The sequence below is a fragment of the Ampullimonas aquatilis genome, assembly GCF_049675895.1.
GTDB lineage: Bacteria > Pseudomonadota > Gammaproteobacteria > Burkholderiales > Burkholderiaceae_D > Ampullimonas > Ampullimonas aquatilis.
In genome coordinates, this window is sequence record NZ_CP183834.1 from 520,719 (window position 1) to 541,423 (window position 20,705).

Genomic DNA, 20,705 nt, shown 5'->3' on the forward strand with positions numbered 1-20,705 from the left:
AATCAATAGCTTGAGATTGATTTTTGATTGCTGCAAAAAAGGTATGTCAATATTGCCGACACTTGGTGACGGAATAATTGGCATTCAGAGGTGGCAAAAAATAGGTATTGTGGCGATTTCTCAGCCCAAAAGCGACTTCCGAGATATGCCACAAAAAGATAGGCTATGCACGCTAAAGCCAGTTCTTAGTGGAGTATCAGTAAAAACTGGCTGTTTAAGTACTTTTTATATGGTTAATAAAAAATACTCATATGGAGTATATTTATTTATCGAGCAAGGTGTTGACTTCGGCCAGATCGTCTTCCTTGAGCACACCGGCGGCGGCCTTGAGTTTGAGGCCGTTCATCAGTGCGTCGTAGCGGGCCTTGGCCAGGTCACGGCGAGTGGTGAAGAGTTGTTGTTGGGAGTTGAGCACGTCAATCGAGATCTTCACGCCCACCTGAAAACCCAGCTGATTGGATTCCAGCGCGGTCTGGCTGGAGCGCTCCGAGGCTTCCAGTGCGCGAACCTGTGCCAGCCCATTGTTGACCCCCAAAAAAGCCTGACGAGTGCTTTGCACGGCCGTGCGCCGTACATTGTCCAGGTCGGCCAGTGATTTGTCTTCCAGTGCCAGGCTTTCACGCACCTTGCTCTGCGTGGCAAAACCCGCAAACAAGGGAATTGCCACTTGAATGCCATATTGGGTGGTGTTGATATTGGATGTTGAATTGCCCGCAACCTGTAGCTGTGTCGAGCCTTCCGAATTGGTCCGGCCACGGCTGGCCACAAAGTCGACAGTTGGGTAATGACCGGCCTTGTTGATCGTTGTGGTACGTTTGGCAATCTCGTAACCAAACTGTTGTTGCACCACGCTATAGTTTTGTTTCTCTGCAATCTGAGTCCAATCGTCCATGCGCGCCGGTGTGGGGGCCTGAATGGCCACACCATTTTTTAGCGAAGCCAGGTTGCCCGGTTCCTTGCCAATGATCTGCAGGAGCGCATTGCGCTTTACCTGCAGATCATTTTGTGCGGCAATCTGGGTGGCAATGGCGAGGTCATAGCGTGCCTGTGCATCATTGACATCCACAATCGTGGACGTGCCCACTTCGAAATTGCGTTTGGCCTGCGCCAGTTGCTCACCAATTGCCTTGATCTGGGCTTCCTGCACCGTCAGCGTGTCTTGCGCATTGAGTACATCAAAGTAGGCCTGCGAGACGCGGGTAATCAGGTCAATCTGTGCCTGGGCATACGTGGCTTCGGCTTGCGCCTGCACCAGCTTGCTCTGCTCAAAGGTTTCCCAGTTGGCCCAGCGAAACAGCGGTTGGGTCAGCGCTACGCTATAACCATTAGTCGTGACATTGCGGTTGATGGGCGTGGGGCTAGTACTGGTGCTGCCATCAATCTCGGACTTGTTATAGTTGCCGGACAGATTGACGGCAGGCAGCAGGCCGGAGCGTCCCTGAATGATTTTTTCCTGATTGGCCTGCAGTTGTGAGCGGGCGCTGGCAATCACCGGATCATTGGCCACGGCATCACGGTATACCTGCAACAGATCGGTTGCCCAGGCAGCACTGGCAGGAGCCAGGCAGGCAATGGCCAAGGCGATGGTACGTGGTAGGAAATGCGCATTCATGGAAACAATCCTGTGAGAGTTGGACTAGCAATCAAATAAAGGTGATTGCCCTTGTTATGACGGTGTGATCAGTAACGTTGCATGGTGTTATCAACTTCGCGTGCCCAGCCATCCACACCACCAGCCAGGTTATAGATGTTGGTGAGGCCACGCGCTTCCAGAAACTGTGCAACCTGCATGCTGCGGCCGCCGTGATGACAGATGCAGACTAGCGCCTTGTCACCTTGAGCATCCTGAATCGTGCTCAATGCGGCAGGCACGCTTTGCATGGGCTGCAAACTGGCACCTTCGATATGACAGATTTCCCATTCGCGGGGTTCACGGACGTCCAACATATAAATTTTGTCGGCATCGGTCTTGAGCCATTCGGCAAGCTGACTGGCATTGATTTGTTGCATGGTAAAACTCCTCGGATCAAACGGCCCCAGCTGGGGCGATAGTTGGGTCACTCGTTTGGGTTACTCGTTATTGCGCTACTTGTTATTTAAAAACTAAACTTATTGAGCTGCTGAGCATTGGTCAGCGGTGCCACATTGGTTTCAAACAGATTCACGGTTTCAAACTGCTTCTCGCCAGTCCTGGTGATCAATTGCGCTTCCATGACGGGTGCCTGACCAACAAAAACAGCCATCCGGCCACCGACCTTGAGCTGGTCAAAAAAAGCTTGGGGAACGAAGGGCAACGAAGCAGAAATCACGATCACGTCGTAAGGTGCACCTTTGGCAAAACCATTGGCACCGTCGGCCACTTCAACCTTGACGTTGCTGATATGGTTTTCAGCCAGATTGAGTTTGGCGATTTCGGCCAGTGTCGGGTTGATCTCCACGGTCGTCACTTCTTGCGCACGATGCGCCAGCAAAGCGGCCATATAACCACTGCCAGCACCGATTTCCAGTACGCGTTCGTGTTTCTTGACGTTGAGTTCCTGGAGAATGCGGGCTTCCACACGGGGTGGCATCATGTGTTCGTTGGCGGCACCGTCTTTGATCAGGGGGATTTCGGTATCTGCAAAGGCCAGACCTTTGTAGGCAACCGGTACAAAGTTTTCACGCTTGACCACAGTCAGCAGATTGAGAATGGACTGATCCAGCACGTCCCAGGGACGAATTTGCTGCTCAATCATCAGATAACGGTTATGTTCAATAGTCATGATGTTCACGCTCAAGGTTAATGGCTAGGTTAATCAAGTAATCAGTCGGATAATCGATCGGGTCATTCATCCGGTTATTTCTCAGACTCCGAAGAACCAGAATCGGGCGCAATTTTACTGGAGTTGCGCTGCCCACGGGCGTTGCGTTGTTGCCACCATTGCGCCAGATCATCGAGATAGGTATAAATCACCGGCACCACCACCAGCGTGAGCAGGGAGGCGGTGATGATCCCGCCAACCACTGCCTGGCCCATCGGTGCACGCTGTTCCGAGCCTTCGGCCAGTCCCAAAGCCAATGGCAGCATGCCAAATACCATCGCTAAAGTGGTCATCAAAATCGGGCGAAGACGCACGTGGGCTGCGGCCAGCAGGGCATCGTGACGATTCAGCGGGGTATCATCCAGCGGGACAGCCTGTGCCATGCCGTCAAGAGTGTTGTTGCCATGACCAGCCAGACCATGCTGGCGTGCCTGATTGGCAAAGTCGACCAGCAAAATGGCATTTTTGGTGACCAGCCCCATCAGCATGATGAAGCCGATGATGGAAAACAGATTAAAGGTCGAGCGAAATAGCATCAGTGCCAAAAACACGCCAATCAGTGTTAATGGCAGGGATGACATGATGGCCAGCGGCTGCAAAAAACTATGAAACTGCGAGGCCAGGATCATGTAGATGAAAATCACGGCCAATGCCAGTGCCGACAGCGCATAGCCCATGGCTTCTTGCATGTCCTTGGTGGAGCCGCCCATCGAGTAACGATAACCGCTCGGCCAGTTCATGCCATCCAGCGCTTTTTTGATGGCGCTACTGGCGGTGCCCGAGGGGAGGTTGTCGGTATTGGCGGTCAGTTCCACCTCACGATTCAGGTTGCGGCGGTTGATCTGATTGGCACCCAGCCCCGGTGTCAGCTCGGCCACCTGGCGCAGTGCCACCATGCGCGGGGCACCATCCGCAGTCGTTTGGGTGCTGGGGATCATGAGTTTGGTCAGGTCGCTCATGGTATTCCGATCATCGGGTGCAAGGCGCACGCGTACCGTGTAGTTTTCATCATCGGGGCCGCGCCAGGTGCTGGTTTCGTCACCTGCCAAAAAAGGGCGCAGGGTATTACCAATTTGCGCCACACCAATGCCCAGATCCGCTGCCAGATCACGCCGTACCGTGACATTGACCGTGGGTTTATTGGCTTTCAGGCTGGAGTCCACATCAACAATCCCAGGAATGGCGCGCAGGCGTTCCTGCACTTGAGTGGAGAGGCGGGCGAGTTCATCCAGATCGCTGCCTTGGATACTGATTTGCAGCGTTTTTTGGCCACCGACGGCTTCGAGTGTGCCCACATTGGTGACGGTGATACCGGCAATCTGTGCCAGGCGTTCGCGAATGGGTGCGGTCATTTGTGCCTGACTCTGCTGGCGTAAATGCCGATCGATCAGGCGCACATACAGGTTTGCATACGACTTGCCCTGTACCGTGCCGGTGTTGATGGTGGCAAAGACATAGGCGACTTCGGGCATTGCTCTGAGCACGTCGGTCACCTGGCGCGCCTTGGCTTCGGTGATTTCCAGTGATGAGCCAATCGGTGTGTAAAAGGCAATCTGCGATTCCGAATAATCGGCCTTGGGCACAAACTCGCTACCGACCCAACCCATGATCGGAATCAGCAAGCCGCCTGCAAAACTGGCAACTGCCAGCAGCAAGGTGGTTTTGCGATGCGCCAGCGACCAGCGCAACAGAAATTGATAAAAGTGTGAGAGCTGATCCACACCACGATCAAACCAGGCCAGTACCCGGCCAATGCTGTTGGCATACCAGCCGCTGGCACGATAGCCCGGTTCAAGAGTGGGATCGCGCCAGACGCTGGAGAGCATTGGGTCGAGCGTGAAAGAAACAAACATCGAAATGAGTACCGCCGCTACCACCGTAATACCAAACTGGTGAAAGAAGCGACCGATGATGCCGCCCATGAATCCTACCGGCAAAAACACGGCAACAATCGACAGCGTGGTGGCCAGCACCGCCAGACCAATTTCATTGGTACCTTCCAACGCAGCCTGATGATGGTGCTTGCCCATGCCAACATGGCGCACAATGTTTTCGCGCACCACAATCGCATCATCAATCAAGAGCCCGACGCACAATGACAGGGCCATCAGCGTGAGCATATTGATGGAAAAGCCAAACCAGTTCATGAAGAAAAAAGTGCCGATCAGGGCAATTGGCAAGGTCAGGCCGGTAATGACTGTGGAGCGCCATGAATTGAGAAACAGAAACACAATCGCAATGGTCAGCAGCGCCCCTTCCAGCAAGGTATGACGCACATTGCGCACGCCGACCCGAATGGCGCGCGAGTTGTCGCGCACCACATCAAGCTGAACACCTTGCGGTAATTGCGGGCGCAACTCCTTGATGGCTTCTTGCAGACCATCGACCACATCAATTGTGTTTTCGCCTTGCGCCTTGAGTACTTCAATGGCCAGTGTGCGCTGACCATTCATCAAGGCCAGACTGTCCTGTTCTTCCTGGCCATCAATCACCTCGGCAACTTGCGAAAGATAGACTGGCTGATTGCCGCGCCGGGCCACAATGATTTGGGCAAATTCCTCGGGTGTGGTCATCCGTCCCTTGATCTGGATGATCTGTTCACCGGTGATCGAGCGCAGGCTGCCAGCCGGTAATTCAAGATTTTCATTGCGAATCGCATTCATCACCGTTTCAACACTGATGTTTTGCGCTTCGAGGGCAGCGGGTTTGATCTGGATTTGCACTTCACGTTTCACGCCACCGACCAGATTGACGGAGCCAACACCACGGACATTCTGCAAACGCTTTTTGATGACTTGATCAGACAGTGTGGTCAGTTCACGCAGGCTGCGAGGCTGAATATTTGAATTTTGATCGACGCTATTGCTGACTGCGAGGGAGAAGATTGGTGTGTCGGCCGGATCAAAGCGTGTGACCCGCGGTTCTTTGACGTCTTTACGAAAGCTTGCCTTGACCAGTGCCACTTTCTCGCGCACATCTTGCGCAGCCTTGGCCGCATCGATGCTGAGTTCAAATTCAATGATGACAATCGAGCTGCCTTCATAGGAACGTGAAGTCAGGTTTTTGATACCGCTGATGGCGTTGACAGACTCTTCCACCTTGCGGGTGATGTCCGACTCAACCGATTCGGGTGAAGCGTTGGGGTAATCGGTTTGTACCACCACGACCGGAAAGTTGATCTCTGGAAACTGATCGACCTTCATGCGCTGATAGGAAAATAACCCCATCACCACGAGCGCCAACATCATCATGGTGGCCATGACCGGGTTGTGAATGCTGATGCGAGTGAACCACATGATCGTTAGCGCTTATTCAGGGTCAAGGTTGTTTGGTGCTGTTGCTGGGGGCTGAAACCTCCGGTGCAACAGCCGGTGCAGTGGATGGCACGATAACGGCACTGGCAGGTTTGGTCGTGCCGGATTGATCGGCCAAAATATTGACCGGACTGCCCACACTTAAAAAACCATAGTTGTTGCGCACGATCGGCATGCCTGCTGACAGACCATGGCTGATCTCGACCACCGCCACGCCTTCGGTACTGGTACGTACTCCAATCGTGACGGGTTTTTGTTGCAGCAGGCCATTCTCAATGGCATAAACCGAATAACTGGGTTGACCATCCACGGTGTCGGAGCGCAATGCACTGGCCGGTATCACCAGCGCATTGGCTTTGCTGGACAGCACCGCATTGCCTTGCGCAAACATGCCTGCTTTGTAACTGCCAGGGTTATCAATGCGCACATACACCAGCACCGCGCGTGAACCTGCTTGAGTGGTTGGTGCAATCCGGCTGATCCGGCCAGGTACAGTTTGCGGCTGGCCTTCAATATCCAGTGCCACCACCTGGTTCAAAGACAGTTTGCCAATGTCGGCCACGGGTACGCTGGCTTCCAGTTCCATCACGCTCAGGTCGACGATGTCGATGAGCTTGCCATCCACCGATACCTTTTCGCCGGGCAGGGCATAGCGTGCCGCCACAATGCCACTCATTGGCGCCTTGATGATGGTGTCATTCACTGATTTTTTAGCCAATTCAAGTGCTGAGTTGGCGGCATCATGGTTACCCTTGGCCTGATCGTACTGACTTTGAAAACTGGTCAGTGCGTTTTTGGAAATGAAGTTCTTTTCTACCAATGCCTGATTGCTGGCCAGATTGGTTTTGGCCAAGTCAAGTTGTGCCTTGCTGGCAGAGAGCGTTTCGCTAGCCTGACGCAGTTTGAGGTCGAATTCCAATGGGTCAATCTGCGCCAGTACCTGACCCTTTTTGACTGATTCACCTTCACGCACCACCATGTTTAAAATTTCACCGGCAACTTTGCTTTTGACGGTGACCTGGTTGTAAGGCTTCAATGAGCCAGTCAGTGGCAGACCATCCTGAATGGTCTGGCTTTGCACCGTGGTCAGATCACTTTGCAAAAACTCGATGGGCTTGTTGACTGCGGTGACGGGATGATTGGCGGGTGCATTGTTTGATGTACCTGTTGCGGACTTGGTCGATACCGTATCACTGACAACTGGTTTGGCTGCTTCAGCGGCGGGTGCTGTCTGTTTGGGTTGGCATGCCGCCAAGGTGATGCACAAGAGGCTGCCGAGCAGAATGCTGGCGCGAGCTTGCCCAAAAAGACGGATCGACTTTGCTATTTTTTTATTACGGAAAGCTTGGTGACTTGAAAGAGCGATCATGACAGCCTGATTGTTAGTGGGTGTTGGCGCTATTTATCAGCAGCCCATGCAGGGTGAGTTCGAGGTACTGAGCCAGATAGCGTTGGTTGTCGATTGGCTCAGCCACACAGCAGTCAAAAGAGTGATGCCAGATCATCAACATCACCATGGGCGAGCATAGTACATGCGCCATATGGTCTTCATCGATATCGGCACGGACTTCACCGCGTTGCTGGCCACGATGGATCATGCTGCGAATCATCTTGTGAGCCCGGTCGATCACCACATCATGATAAAAGCGGGCGATTTCAGGAAAATGACTCGATTCGGCCATCACCAGTTTGCACAAGCCCGCCAGTGGCGTCGAGCCAACCTGTTGCCACCAGCCATCCATGACGTTTTTGATCAATTCCCGTGAATGACCGGTAAAATTTTCGATCATGGTTTCAGCCAGATTGAGTGCTGGCGAAATATGTTCGGTTACTACCGCCTTGAACAATTCTTCTTTGTTATCAAAGTACAGATAGAGCGTGCCCTTGGACACGCCGGCCTGTTTGGCAACATCTTCCAGACGCGTAGCGGCATAGCCCTTTTCGACAAACAAGGTGAGTGCTGCAGATAACAGCTCATGCGGACGCGCGTCTTTGCGCCGTTCCCAGCGGGGCTTGGCAGCATCGGTGTCAGAATGAAGGTGAGCAGGGGATTTGTTCATGACAAAATAAATAACCCGTGAGTCATTTATATTAGTTTAGCCCTCAGGGTGCGTCAATGCGCGGCGATTAGCTTGGTGTGAATGGTCATTAGGCTGGTGTGAGTGGCATTGGCGCACAACAGCGACGGGGTATTTGACAGTCTTTGGCTGGATTAACCAAAGCTATCGGAACTTTCCTCTGAGAGGATACTCTGAAGAAAGTTCAATCCGCCTACAATTCAGATTCAGTAGGTATGGATCGAGGCTACCTTTTGACATTGTTTTACTTTACGCCTGTCCTGTTGCTCAAGTCGGGTTGTTGGATTTCATCGGATCGTTTTCATGTCGCTTGCCCAGAAGTTTTTTGCCCGCCCTTATTTCCATACTTTTGCCTTGTTGGTGGTTGCCTCGCTCCTGTGGGCAGTCTGGTACTTTGGCTTTGCGCAGCGTGATCAGCTTGAGTATCGGCTGGTGCCGGTGCAAAAGGGTGCCATCACGGCAACTGTTGCTGCATCGGGCACACTCAACGCTGTGACCACGGTGACGGTGGGTACGCAGGTGTCAGGGCAGATCAAGGAGCTGTATGTTGACTTCAATAGTGAGGTGAAGCAGGGACAGTTGATTGCGCAGATTGATCCGCAAAATTTTGAATATCAGGTGAGCCAGAGTCAGGCCAATCTGGAGGCGGCGCGTTCTACCGTCAAAACGCAGGAGGCCAACATTGTTCTGCAGCAGGCCCAAGTGGCACAGGTGGACGTCAATCTGGCCAATGCCAAGCGTGATTACGAACGTAAGCAAATGCTGCTGGAAAAAAACTTCATCAGTCCGGCTGATCGGGACACGGCGCAGGCCACTTATAACGCTGCCCAGGCCCAATTGCGGGCGGCGCAGGCGCAGCTCGACGTGGTGCGCGCGCAGGCCAATAATGCGCGGGCATTAGTGCTGCAAAGCGAGGCGCAACTCTCGCAGGCACGGGTCAGTCTGGACAAAACCAAAATCATGGCACCGGTGAATGGCGTGGTGATCAAACGCAGTGTGGAGCTGGGACAAACCGTGGCGGCGAGCCTGCAATCGCCGGAGTTGTTCATCATCGCCAAAGACTTGCGCGATATGCAGGTTGAAACCGCAATCGATGAGTCAGACGTGGGCAAAATCAGGGTTGGCCAGGACGCTACCTTTACGGTGGATGCATTTAGTGGCCGCAGTTTTAGCGGCACAGTGAAGCAGATCCGCAAGTCGGCTGCCAATGTGTCCAATGTGGTGACTTACACCGTCATCATCAGCGCCAATAACCCCAGTTTGTTGCTCTTGCCCGGCATGACGGCCAATGTGCGCATTGTCACCGACACGCGCGACAATGTTCTCAAACTCAGCAACGCCGCTTTGCGCTACAAACCGGCCAAGGCCGATGCGGATAGTGCCGATGCCAATAAAGCTGCAGCAGCAGGTGGGGTAAATTCTGGTGGTGCCAATGCAGGTGCGAGTAGTGGCGGCAATGCTGGCAGCAAGCTGCGCGAACGCCTGATTACCGAGCTGCATCCGGATGAAGCACAAAAGCAGCAGTTGGATACCATCTTTGAAGAACTGCGCGGCAAGATGATGGCACTGCGCGATGCGTCTGCTGAAGATCGGCCCAAGCTGGCCGAGCGCAACCGCGCTGAAATGCGCAGCCGGATTGAGGCAATTCTCAAGCCCGAACAAAAAGCCCGCTATGCCGAATTGGTGGCCGAGCTGGATGGCCGTGCCGCCAGTGGTCGCGCGACTAATGGCAAAGTCTATGTGCTCGACAAGGACAACCAACCCAAAGTGGTTGCAGTGCGACTGGGTCTGAGCGATGGCACGATGACCGAGGTGTTGTCCAGTGAAGCCAATTTGCTTGCCGAGCAAACGCCGGTGATTACGGGTGTGCTCGACAAGGGCAGTAAGGCAGGCGCTAGCGCAGGTTCAGGCAGTAAACCCGCCAGCGCTGGCCCACGCATGCCATTCTGATCGGGGTAGCCAATGGCCTTGCGACAGATGCTGTGTTTTGTGGATACTGATAGGGACTATAAAAAATCACCCAGTATTTACGCACTCAAGATGTATTGTTTTGTTGTATACACCATCATAGTATGGTGTTTTCTGGCGATTTTGAGAAGTATTCTGACGATTTCAAAAAAACCTGGCATGGAGCCTCTGTGAGCACGCTGATCAGCACCAAGGCTCTCGCCAAAACTTACCAGATGGGTGACAGCATCGTTCATGCGCTGGATGGTGTGAACATTGATATCGACAAGGGTGAATTTGTCGCCATCATGGGCGCCTCGGGTTCGGGCAAATCCACCTTCATGAATCTGATTGGCTGCCTGGATCAGCCTTCGTCAGGTGAATATCTGCTCAACGGCCAAACGATCAGTACCCTGGACGCCGATGCGCTTGCGCAAATTCGCAATCAGCGGATTGGTTTTGTGTTTCAGAGTTTTAACCTGCTGCCGCGCACCAGTGCCCTGGAAAATGTGGAATTGCCATTGCTGTATGCCAGCCACGATGATTCCGGCACAAGCCGTCGTAACAAGGCGGCCGCGCGCTTGCAGCAGGTGGGTCTGGGCACGCGCATGGATCATCAACCCAAGGAGCTGTCGGGTGGACAGCAACAGCGGGTGGCAATTGCGCGGGCGCTGGTCAATGATCCCAGCCTGATTTTGGCGGATGAACCCACCGGTGCACTCGATTCAAAAACGAGTATCGAGATCATGGTCTTGCTGCAACAGCTCAATCACGATGGCATGACGGTGGTGATGGTCACCCATGAACCCGATATTGCTGCGTTTGCCGGACGGGTGATTACCTTCAAGGATGGCCAGGTCACCAGCGATCGGCATCAGTCACCGCAAGATGCGTTACTGGCCTTGCAAAGGCTGGAGCAGGGCAGTAATGCCGAGCGTCCCACGCTGACGCTGATCAAACCGGAGCCAGTATTATGAGCTTGCTGGCCACTTTACGCATTGCACTCAATGCACTGCGCATCAATAAACTGCGTTCAGCGCTGACCATGCTCGGCATCATCATCGGTGTGGCCGCGGTGATTGTGATGATTGCGATTGGTACGGGCGCGCAGGAGCGGGTGAAGGAGCAGGTACGCAGTCTGGGCAGCAATATCATGATTGTTCTACCAGGCTCCATCTTGCAGTCTGGGGTGCGCCTGGGCAGCGGTGCCACACAGACGTTGACCGAAGACGACGCGCAGGCAATTCAGCGTGAAGTGCCCGAGGTACAGGTGGCATCGGGTACCAATCGCGGTAGTGCGCAGGTGGTGGCGGGCGGGAGCAATTGGGCCACCACGGTCTATGGCATCACGCCGGAATTTTTGGATGTGCGGGAATGGGCGATCACCAGTGGTCGCGGTTTTGAGGCCGGTGAGTTATCCGGCTCGGGCAAAGTGGCGCTGATTGGCCTGACTGTGGCACGGCAATTGTTTGGTGATGCTGATCCGCTTGATCAGCAGATTCGCATCAAGAATGTGCCGCATACCATCATCGGTGTGCTGGATCGCAAAGGACAAAGCAGTCAGGGGCAGGATCAGGATGACGTGATCATGGTGCCGTTATCCACTGCCCGCAATCGACTCTTTGGACAAGGCCAGGGGCGGTTGCGGCGCGTCAGTACCATCCTGGTGAAAGTGCAGCAGGGGCAGGACATGAAGGTCGCCGAAAACAATATGCGCGATTTGTTGCGACAGCGCCATAAATTGCAGGAACAGGCCGATGACGATTTTTCCATTCGCAATCTGTCCGAGCTGTTGCAGGTGCAGGAAGCCGCCAGCAATGTGATGGCGATTTTGCTGGCCTCGGTGGCTTCGGTTTCCCTGCTGGTGGGGGGCATTGGCATTATGAATATCATGCTGGTATCGGTGACTGAACGTACTCGCGAGATTGGCCTGCGCATGGCAGTGGGGGCACGCTCACGTGACATCCTGCTGCAATTTTTGGTGGAGGCACTCACACTCTCACTGATTGGCGGTATCGTCGGTATTGTGCTGGGTGTGGCCGGCACTTATGTGGTGGCACAGCTGGCATCCTGGCCTACGCAACTGCAATTCAAGGCAATTGCCCTTGCGGCAGGTTTTGCTGCGGCGATTGGCATTTTCTTCGGTTGGTATCCAGCACGTAAGGCTGCCAATCTTTTACCCATTCAGGCCTTGCGCTACGAATAATTCGCACAATCCAGACCTGATTTGCCAAAGCGGTAAACTGGGCGAATCGCCAAGATGTTATCAAGTCATGCCACCCAAGTCGGGATTGCTTAGCATATAAAAAAGAACTTTAAGAGGAAATTTATGAAGCATTCGCTCAGCCAGACCTTTACTGCTTGTACCTCACGGTTAGTCATGTTGTTGCTGGTCGGCATTTCAGCCAGTTGTGCCACCGGCACCATGTTGCCTGACGAAGTCACGTTTGGTACCAGTGTGCTGGAAGAAAAACTGGCTAAAAAATTTCCACTCGACAAGCGTATGCTGGAGTTGCTTGATGTTACTACCGGCAAACCTAAATTACGGATGCTGCCTGACACCAACCGGGTCGGCCTGGATCTGGATGCCTCGTTTCATGGTGCCGGTGCATCGCTATTGGGAGGCAGTGATTCTATCGGTGGCAAACTGTCACTCAATAGTGGTTTGCGTTATGACAGTGATAGTCGTGCGATTGTGCTGGTGGAGCCCAAGGTTGAAAAAATCAGTATGGATAAGGTGGCTGGACAATCCGACTTTTTGACCGGCAAGGTCAAGATCATGCTGGGTATGTTGGTCGAACAAGCACTGGATGGTGCCGCCGTGCATACTTTTACCGAGGAAGAACTGACCAAATTCGGCAGCAAGATCGAGCCTGGCGATATTACGGTGCGACCTTATGGCATCAAAGTGGGTATCAAACAGCGCGATGCTGTGCCAGCTTCAACGAAGTAAAGATGATCAGTCTTGCCAGCTTGACAGGGCTCATTTGAAATTTAAATATTCAAATATTTTTTAGTGCGTGGTGTAATAGGTCACGGCTTTTTTGAGATGACCTTCTGTTGTGGCATCGACATTGATGAATTGCAGGCCAAAATGATTTTCCTTGGCGCCTTTTTTGATGGTGCGTACCACCTTGGCGGTTACGATAATGGGATGTTGATTCAAATATTCATCAAGCACATCGGTTGGTAACTTGATTTCCATTTGCAGATCATTACCCTCATTGAGCAAGATGTTCGTCGGTGCCACCAGTTGCAGTCCGCCCAGGCTGAAATCACGGGCCAGTGCGGCAAAGCGATGGCCATCCTGCCGGCTGGCGCTGATGTACAGACTATTTTTAATACGACGATGACGACGTTTGTCGTTGGCGTATTCATCTTTCAACGCAATCGGCGCAAAGTGGAAAAAGCTGATTTTCTTTTGCAGCAGACTCACTGTTTCCTGCAAGGTATTGCTGATTGAATGTGTGACGCCCAAGGTTGAACTGCTGGTCCGCAAGGTATCAAACAGGCGTTCCAGACGCAGATGCAAATCGGTAAGCTGGGCAATTTGTTCATCTGATGCCAGCGAAATATCATGGCTGTAACGACTGCTTTCCTCAGCCTGATCGGCCATCTGTTCAATCGACTGACCATTTTGGCGAGCTTGAATTTGTACTCGTCCCACCATGGATGACATTTCAGTCATGGTTTCGAGCGTACTCTGTACACGTTCATGCAAACCGCCCACAATCTGCTCAATCCGAATCGTTGCTTCGGCAGTGCGATTGGCCAGACTGCGCACCTCATCGGCCACCACCGCAAAGCCACGGCCCTGTTCACCTGCGCGGGCTGCTTCGATGGCCGCATTCAAGGCGAGCAGATTGGTCTGTTCGGCAATTTCCTTGATGCTCAAAACAATATGGTTGATTTCGTCACTGCGCTCAACCAGTTCTTTCACAGCCTGTTCCGTATGCAGTACCTTGTTGACGGTATGATCCATTTCATCAATGATGCCGTTCACCGATTGCATGCCCGCCTTGGCCAGATTTTTGACCGCCTCGGATTTGTTGTAGGCATTACCAGCCAAATCCTGTACCGAGCCGAGCAAGCCTTGCAGTGATTGCGTGGCGCTCGAAACCGACGTGGATTCATGATGCTGAGCTTCACTGGTGCCGCTGATTTCTGCGGAGATTGAGGTGACTTGATAGATCGATTGACCAATCTCACGGTTGGTATCCTTGATACCCTGAATGACCTGGGTGATCTGTGCCACCATTTCACGCATGCCCGATAGCAGGCTGGGCTGATTGCCGATGATTTCAATCTGTACATTGAGATTGCCTTGTGCCAGCTCTTGCACTACTTCCAGTGCATAACTGGGCTCACCGCCCACCTGTTGCAACAAGGCACGACCTATCAATGTGATGACAGTCAGGATCAGCAGCAAGATAAACAGGAACAAGATGCTCAAGCCAATACGCACCTTGTTCAAAAAGCGGGCTGCACCGGTTTCACGTTGTTCGTTTTCGGCATTGACCATCGTGACCAGCTGATCCACTGCTTGACGATGGTTGTCATACACGGCACTCATTTGCTTGAGTGCCGTATTGGCCTTCTCGATCTGGTGCGCCTCAATGGCTGGAATCAGCTCGCTATGTGCCAAGCTGTAAAACTGTTTACCCGTGGTTTGCACCGGGCCGATCACCAGAGATTTGATATTGCTGGTCAGCGGTGCTTCATTCCAAAATATCATCCGGTCAGCAAAATCCTTTTCCAGTTTGCCCAGGTATTGGATCAGTCTGGTTTGATTGGCCGTATCTTGATTCAAGACCAGTTCATGCACCGTCAGATTTGACTCAATGATATACGCCGGGGGTGGCAGAATATCGGCGACCAGGTCTTTGCCCCGCACGATGTCGGTATAGAGTTCGCCATTGATTCGCAAGTGTTCGGTCACGATCAGTGAAATGATGCCAAACAGGGCAAAGCCACTCAGCAGGATGGCGAGCATCACGGCAAATTGGGTTTTTAATTTCAATGGCTTCATTATGGTTGGCACGGGCATGCGGTTGGTGGGAGTCAATGGCTATTCTATAAACCAATGGCTGTTGACTTAACCTCGATTAACGCGGGAAAAGTCCTTTAAATAACCTTTCCGGGAGGAACATGATTGGCAAGTTGGTGGGCCTGCACCAACAGCTTGGCAAAGGATTTATCCAAATTCACACGCACTGCAACAAAGCCTTGCGATAATGGCGGCTTTCATCGTTAAACAGGGAGTCATTAGTGGACGTTGTATTGCTAATCAAGGCCATGATCATGGGCATCGTTGAAGGTTTGACCGAGTTTTTGCCTATTTCCAGTACCGGACATCTGATTCTGGCTGGTTCTCTGCTCAATTTCACCGGTGAAAAAGCCAAGGTATTTGAAATTGCGATTCAAACCGGTGCCATCTTTGCCGTGATACTGGTTTATTGGCAAAAACTATGCGACACCTTGCTGGGCTTGGGTTCACAGCCCAAGGCGCAACGTTTTGCACTCAACGTTTTTGTGGGATTTTTGCCGGCCGTGGTGTTGGGCTTGTTGTTTGGTAAAGCCATCAAGGCGCATTTGTTTACGCCCGAGGTAGTGGCCAGTACGTTTATTCTGGGTGGGTTGATCATTATTTGGGCGGAACGCCGTAAAAATGTCGTAATACGCGTAGCTAGCGTCGATGATATGACGCTGATGGATGCTTTAAAAGTTGGTTTGGTGCAATGTCTGGCAATGATTCCTGGTACCAGCCGATCTGGTTCCAGCATTATTGGTGGCATGTTCTTGGGTTTGTCACGTCAGGCAGCGACTGATTTCAGCTTTTTTCTGGGTATTCCCACACTGATTGGTGCGGGTGTGTACAGCCTGTATAAAGAGCGCCATGCGCTGAGCATGGCGGACGCCCCCATGTTTCTGGTTGGGCTGGTCTTTTCTTTTATTGCTGCATGGTTGTGCGTGCGTTGGTTGTTGCGCTATGTGGCAACTCATGACTTTGTGCCATTTGCCTGGTACCGCATTGTGTTTGGTATTGTGGTGCTGGTCACTTCCTACACCGGCTGGGTGGTCTGGGCTGATTAATCCTGCTTGATATAAAACGGCACTTAAACACTTAAAGCAGGGTGCCTAAAGACTACTCAACACGAGGCCTGATGTTTCCATCAGGCCTTTTTAGTAAAGACGACATCCCACACACCATGCCCCAACCGTAGACCACGTGCCTCAAATTTGGTGATTGGGCGATAGTCAGGCCGTGGTGCAAAACCATCCGCGGTATTTTGTAGCGCTGGTTCGGCCGATAACACTTCCAGCATTTGCTCGGCATATTCCTGCCAGTCGGTCGCACAATGCAAATAGCCACCGGGCGCAATCCGGCTGACCAGAAACTGGATAAATGGATTTTGAATCAGACGGCGTTTATTGTGCTTTTTCTTATGCCAGGGGTCTGGAAAAAAGATATGTACGCCTGCCAAACTATTGGGTGCAATCATGTGTTGCAAGACTTCCACGGCATCATGATGAACGATGCGCAGATTGCTGATCTGCTGTTCCTCGATACGCTTTAACAGTGCACCAACACCGGGTACATGGACTTCCACCCCAATAAAATTGCGCTCTGGCAGGTGAGTGGCAATATGGGCGGTGGTTTCACCCATGCCAAAACCGATTTCAAAAATGACCGGGTGGTCATTGCCAAAGAGTTGGGCGTAATCGAGTGCTGCTTCGTTATAGGGCACGATGAAGTGCTCTGATAATGTGTCGAGTGCTTTTTGTTGGGCACCGGAAACCCGTCCGGTGCGGCGTACAAAACTGCGGATGCGACGCGGGTGAACCACATCGGCAGGTGCTTCCAAAGCCGTGTCGGGGCTCGGCAGGGGCGTTTCATTGGACATATTGATGCTCGCCAGAAGGCTCAAACAGAAAGCCGCGATTGTAATTCACGCCAGACGCTGACTCGGCTAATATAGCTGACTATAATCGTGGCAATGATGCGGGTATCGTATAGTGGCATTACCCGAGCTTCCCAAGCTCGTGAGGAGGGTTCGATTCCCTTTACCCGCTCCAACTCTTTACCGACTGCTGCTTGGCCATCCTTTCCAATTTTGCTGATGCCAAATACGATGCTTGAGACAACGCCTGAGCTGGAGCGCTGGCTTGAAGAAAGTATTGATCGGGGTTGTTCACCGCAATCCATGATAGACGCCATGATTGCGGTTGGGCATCAACCAGGTGCGGCACAACGCTGTGTTGCAAGCGCTTTCACCAAATACCATCCCGAGATATTGACCACACTCATGGCCAGTGAGGCAGGGCGTGAGGCTGTGCAGATCCTGCGGCAACATGTTCAGGAACAGCCCGGTACTTATGTTGATGCTGCGCCGTTAACGCACATTCTTGATCCGGCAAAAATTGGTCCTAACCGTTTTGTGGTGGATCAACAGCAAATTACGGTCACACTGAATATGACAGCACCGCGCATTGCCGTTTTTGACAATCTTTTGTCAGCATTGGAATGTGATGCGCTGATTGAATTATCCGAGGGCAAACTGGATTGTTCCAAAACAGTGGATGCGCAGACTGGGCAAAGTCTGGAGCATGAAGATCGACGTAGCCAGGGGACTTATTTCCGCAAGGGTGAAAATCCGCTGGTGAGCCTGATTGACGCGCGGATTGCCACTTTGCTGGACTGGCCGGTTTCACATGGTGAAGACTTGCAGATTCTTCGCTACACTGTTGGCGGTGAGTACAAGCCACATTTCGATTATTTTGATCCCACTTTGGCGGGTAGTGGAAGCCATCTTTTACGAGGTGGACAACGCATCGCTACCTTGGTCATCTATCTTAATGACGTGCTTGAGGGCGGCGCAACAATCTTTCCTTCCTGCGGTCTGGAAATCCGACCCAAGCGCGGTAGCGCCGTGTATTTTTCTTATCAGATGTCGGATGGCTCGGTGGATTCAATGTCTTTACATGGTGGTGGCCCGGTCTTGGTGGGTGAGAAATGGATCGCGACCAAATGGTTGCGTGAGCAACCGTTTATTTAAATACATCTCGGTAGTAAAAGAAACAAACCAATAATAACGCACCTAAGCATCGTGGTTTTGCAATATACCCTTACTGGGTATATTGTTTTTCAGTACTTTTCTGGCAATATGGGTTAGATTCGAGTCTGGCAGGAAAAGAGTCAATCTATCTATTGATCTATTGCAATTGATAGATATTTTTGCTAAATAATCGTTGTCCCATAGATTGGGCAATTTTGGCGTCATTGATTTGTATGTCATTTGCTGCGTCGCAATAATTGATGGAGTTTCGTGGTCTATTTCCAGCAATGATGAATTGGGGATGCTGCTTACAATTGTTAAATAATCAGGCAGAAATTTTGCATGAGGTTGTAGAGACATTACCTAAGAATAATTCAAAAATACGCCCCGGGATGAACTCAATACATGAACGAATATCGCACCAATGATGCGCAAGATGCAGGTTTTTTGTCCCTGTTGCTGGACAGTTATGCTGGCATGGCTTTTCATTGTCGCAATGATGCCGATTGGACGCTCGAATATGTGAGCACGGGCTGCGCGGCGTTGACTGGTTATAGTGCCGATGAATTGCTCCAGCGGCGAGCCATTACTTACGAGATGATTACCGCCCCGCAGGATCGCGAGATGGTGCGGGCAGCGATTGGGCGAGTTGCACTGGATAATGAGTATTACGAGGTTGAATATCGAATCCAACGCAAGGATGGCGGCGTGCGTTGGGTTCGTGAGCAAGGTCGTGGACTGATTAACGACGCTGGCCAGGTGATTGGCTTGACCGGTTTTATTTCGGACGTTACCGAGCGTAAAAAGATTGAGCAAGATCTGATTGAAGCGGAGCGACGTTATCGCAGCATTTATGAAAATGCCATTGAGGGCATTTACCAGTCGCGTCTGGAAGGCAGTTTTATTGCAGTTAATCCAGCCTTGGCAAGAATTTATGGGTATGACTCGACCGAGTTACTGATTTTGAGTTTGCGTGATCTATCGACACAACTGTATGTTGATCCGCGGCGACGTAGCGAGTTTACTGATTTGATCATGCGGGTCGGGGCAGTATCCGATTTTCAGTCACGTGTCTATCGTCGTGACGGTAGCATTATCTGGATTTCTGAAAATGCCCGTTTAGTCTACGACGAGCAACAAAGACCGCTCTATTTTGAGGGTACGGTTGAAGACATCACTGCCCGCAAGCAATATGAGCATCAGATTGAGCGACGAGCCTTGCACGATCCGCTCACAGATCTACCCAACCGGACGCTGTTGCAGGATCGGCTTGAGCATGCCTTGCTGGATGCCAAGCGGAATAACACGCTGGTGGCCGTAGCGTTTATCGATCTGGATCAATTTAAATATATCAACGATAGTCTGGGGCATCAATCTGGTGATGAGTTACTGCTCACCGTTGCGCGGCGTCTCAAGTCAGCGATTCGTGAAGCCGATACCGTTGCCAGGCAGGGTGGTGATGAGTTTGTGCTCGTGCTCACAGGTCATGTGACTGAATCGGAGGTGACGCAGGTCATTGAGCGGGTCATGGCTTCGCTGACACGTCCCTGGCTGCATCAAGAACAAGAGCTGGTCGTGACCTGCAGTATCGGTGTGAGCCTATCTTCACCCGAACTGCTTGATGCCAAAACATTGCTGCGTAATGCCGATGCAGCCATGTACCGGGCTAAAGAAATGGGCCGCAACAATTTTCAATTCTTTCGCAATGAAATGACGGTTAACACGGCAGATCGCCTGGACTTGATGCATAACATGCGCAAGGCCCTGGAGCGTCAGGAGTTTCAATTGTATTACCAGCCCAAGATTAATCTTGACAGCGGTCAAATGGAAGGTGCCGAGGCATTGATGCGCTGGATTCATCCAGAAAAAGGCATGATTTCCCCTGCGCAATTCATCCCTGTCGCCGAGGAAACCGGTTTGATTATCCTGATGGGTGAATGGGGCCTCTGGACTGCTTGCGAACAGGCCAAGCTTTGGCAGGAGCAGTTACAAGAACAAGGCTTGCCACCGATCAGTGTGGCGGTTAACTTGTCGCCGCGGCAGTTGCAGCAAGCAGATTTAGTGTCCCTTGTGCAAAGTATTCTGGAACAAACCGGTCTGGCACCCAATTTACTGGAGTTGGAGATTACCGAATCGTTGTTGATGCAAAATGTGAATGTGTCGATTGAGCGTTTGACTGCACTGAAGCAGATGGGCGTCAAACTTTCGTTCGACGATTTTGGTACAGGTTATTCCAGTTTGAACTATCTCAAGAAATTTCCGGTTGACTGCCTGAAGATCGATCAGTCATTTATTCGCGATATTCTTGACGATCCCGATGATGCCGCGATCGTTAAAGCCATGATTACACTGGGTCATATTCTCAACCTGACCGTTGTGGCAGAAGGCGTTGAGACAGTCGATCAGGCTGACTTCCTGAGCTTGAATGGTTGTGATTATGTACAGGGCTATTATTACAGTCGACCACTTGAGGTGGGTGCTTTTACCAAGCTGTTATTGAAAAAATAA

General features: G+C 51.9%; 15 protein-coding genes and 1 tRNA gene. 8 read left to right on the plus strand and 8 right to left on the minus strand.

Translation table 11 applies throughout. From position 1 onward, the window contains the following. Positions 1-262: 262 nt before the first annotated feature. The 6 genes from ACMYR3_RS02385 to ACMYR3_RS02410 all read right to left on the minus strand — a co-directional run bounded on the left by ACMYR3_RS02385 (position 263) and on the right by ACMYR3_RS02410 (position 8,175). Positions 263-1,612: a TolC family outer membrane protein gene (locus ACMYR3_RS02385; RefSeq protein ID WP_424194161.1), complete on the minus strand. Its 1,350-nt coding sequence runs from the start codon at positions 1,610-1,612 to the stop codon at positions 263-265. A gap of 68 nt (positions 1,613-1,680) precedes the next feature. Next, entirely contained in the window at positions 1,681-2,010 is a 330-nt protein-coding gene (locus ACMYR3_RS02390; protein ID WP_424194162.1) for a rhodanese-like domain-containing protein, read from the minus strand. An 86-nt stretch (positions 2,011-2,096) separates the two neighbouring features. Next, positions 2,097-2,762: a protein-L-isoaspartate O-methyltransferase family protein gene (locus tag ACMYR3_RS02395; protein ID WP_424194164.1), complete on the minus strand. Its 666-nt coding sequence runs from the start codon at positions 2,760-2,762 to the stop codon at positions 2,097-2,099. 74 nt (positions 2,763-2,836) lie between these two features. Beyond that, on the minus strand, positions 2,837-6,097 hold the full coding sequence (locus ACMYR3_RS02400) for an efflux RND transporter permease subunit (protein ID WP_424194166.1): 3,261 nt from the start codon (positions 6,095-6,097) through the stop codon (positions 2,837-2,839). Between the two features lie 22 nt (positions 6,098-6,119). Then, positions 6,120-7,484 (minus strand): efflux RND transporter periplasmic adaptor subunit, encoded by a 1,365-nt coding sequence (locus tag ACMYR3_RS02405; protein ID WP_424194168.1) that lies wholly within the window; start codon positions 7,482-7,484, stop codon positions 6,120-6,122. A 13-nt stretch (positions 7,485-7,497) separates the two neighbouring features. Further along, positions 7,498-8,175, minus strand: a complete 678-nt coding sequence (locus tag ACMYR3_RS02410) for a TetR/AcrR family transcriptional regulator (RefSeq protein WP_424194170.1) — start codon at positions 8,173-8,175, stop codon at positions 7,498-7,500. A 321-nt stretch (positions 8,176-8,496) separates the two neighbouring features. On the opposite strand from ACMYR3_RS02410, the gene ACMYR3_RS02415 reads away from it, so the two are divergent. The 4 genes from ACMYR3_RS02415 (at position 8,497) to ACMYR3_RS02430 (ending at position 13,093) form a co-directional block, all read left to right on the plus strand. Next, entirely contained in the window at positions 8,497-10,143 is a 1,647-nt protein-coding gene (locus tag ACMYR3_RS02415; RefSeq protein ID WP_424194172.1) for an efflux RND transporter periplasmic adaptor subunit, read from the plus strand. A gap of 188 nt (positions 10,144-10,331) precedes the next feature. Beyond that, positions 10,332-11,117: an ABC transporter ATP-binding protein gene (locus ACMYR3_RS02420; RefSeq protein ID WP_424194174.1), complete on the plus strand. Its 786-nt coding sequence runs from the start codon at positions 10,332-10,334 to the stop codon at positions 11,115-11,117. Beyond that, entirely contained in the window at positions 11,114-12,346 is a 1,233-nt protein-coding gene (locus ACMYR3_RS02425; protein ID WP_424194176.1) for an ABC transporter permease, read from the plus strand. Before ACMYR3_RS02420 ends, ACMYR3_RS02425 begins: the two co-directional genes overlap by 4 nt. Positions 12,347-12,469: 123 nt before the next feature. Then, the gene (locus tag ACMYR3_RS02430; protein ID WP_424194178.1) at positions 12,470-13,093 is read left to right on the plus strand and encodes a hypothetical protein; all 624 of its coding nucleotides are present in this window, start codon (positions 12,470-12,472) and stop codon (positions 13,091-13,093) included. Positions 13,094-13,153: 60 nt separating this feature from the next. On the opposite strand, the gene ACMYR3_RS02435 is transcribed toward ACMYR3_RS02430, so the two are convergent. After that, positions 13,154-15,160, minus strand: coding sequence for a methyl-accepting chemotaxis protein (locus ACMYR3_RS02435; protein WP_424194180.1), 2,007 nt, complete (start codon positions 15,158-15,160; stop codon positions 13,154-13,156). 248 nt (positions 15,161-15,408) lie between these two features. Here ACMYR3_RS02435 and ACMYR3_RS02440 point away from each other — a divergent pair, with 248 nt between their 5' ends. After that, positions 15,409-16,233, plus strand: a complete 825-nt coding sequence (locus ACMYR3_RS02440; RefSeq protein ID WP_424194181.1) for an undecaprenyl-diphosphate phosphatase — start codon at positions 15,409-15,411, stop codon at positions 16,231-16,233. Positions 16,234-16,313: 80 nt separating this feature from the next. Here the strand turns inward: ACMYR3_RS02440 and trmB are convergent, their stop codons facing one another. Then, on the minus strand, positions 16,314-17,045 hold the full coding sequence (trmB, locus tag ACMYR3_RS02445) for a tRNA (guanosine(46)-N7)-methyltransferase TrmB (protein ID WP_424194183.1): 732 nt from the start codon (positions 17,043-17,045) through the stop codon (positions 16,314-16,316). Between the two features lie 98 nt (positions 17,046-17,143). Between trmB and ACMYR3_RS02450 the strand changes: the two genes are divergently transcribed. From ACMYR3_RS02450 to ACMYR3_RS02460, 3 genes are all read left to right on the plus strand, one after another. Then, positions 17,144-17,217, plus strand: a tRNA-Gly gene (locus ACMYR3_RS02450). A gap of 56 nt (positions 17,218-17,273) precedes the next feature. Beyond that, positions 17,274-18,197, plus strand: a complete 924-nt coding sequence (locus ACMYR3_RS02455) for a 2OG-Fe(II) oxygenase (RefSeq protein WP_424194185.1) — start codon at positions 17,274-17,276, stop codon at positions 18,195-18,197. A 405-nt stretch (positions 18,198-18,602) separates the two neighbouring features. Next, positions 18,603-20,705, plus strand: a complete 2,103-nt coding sequence (locus ACMYR3_RS02460; protein ID WP_424194187.1) for a putative bifunctional diguanylate cyclase/phosphodiesterase — start codon at positions 18,603-18,605, stop codon at positions 20,703-20,705.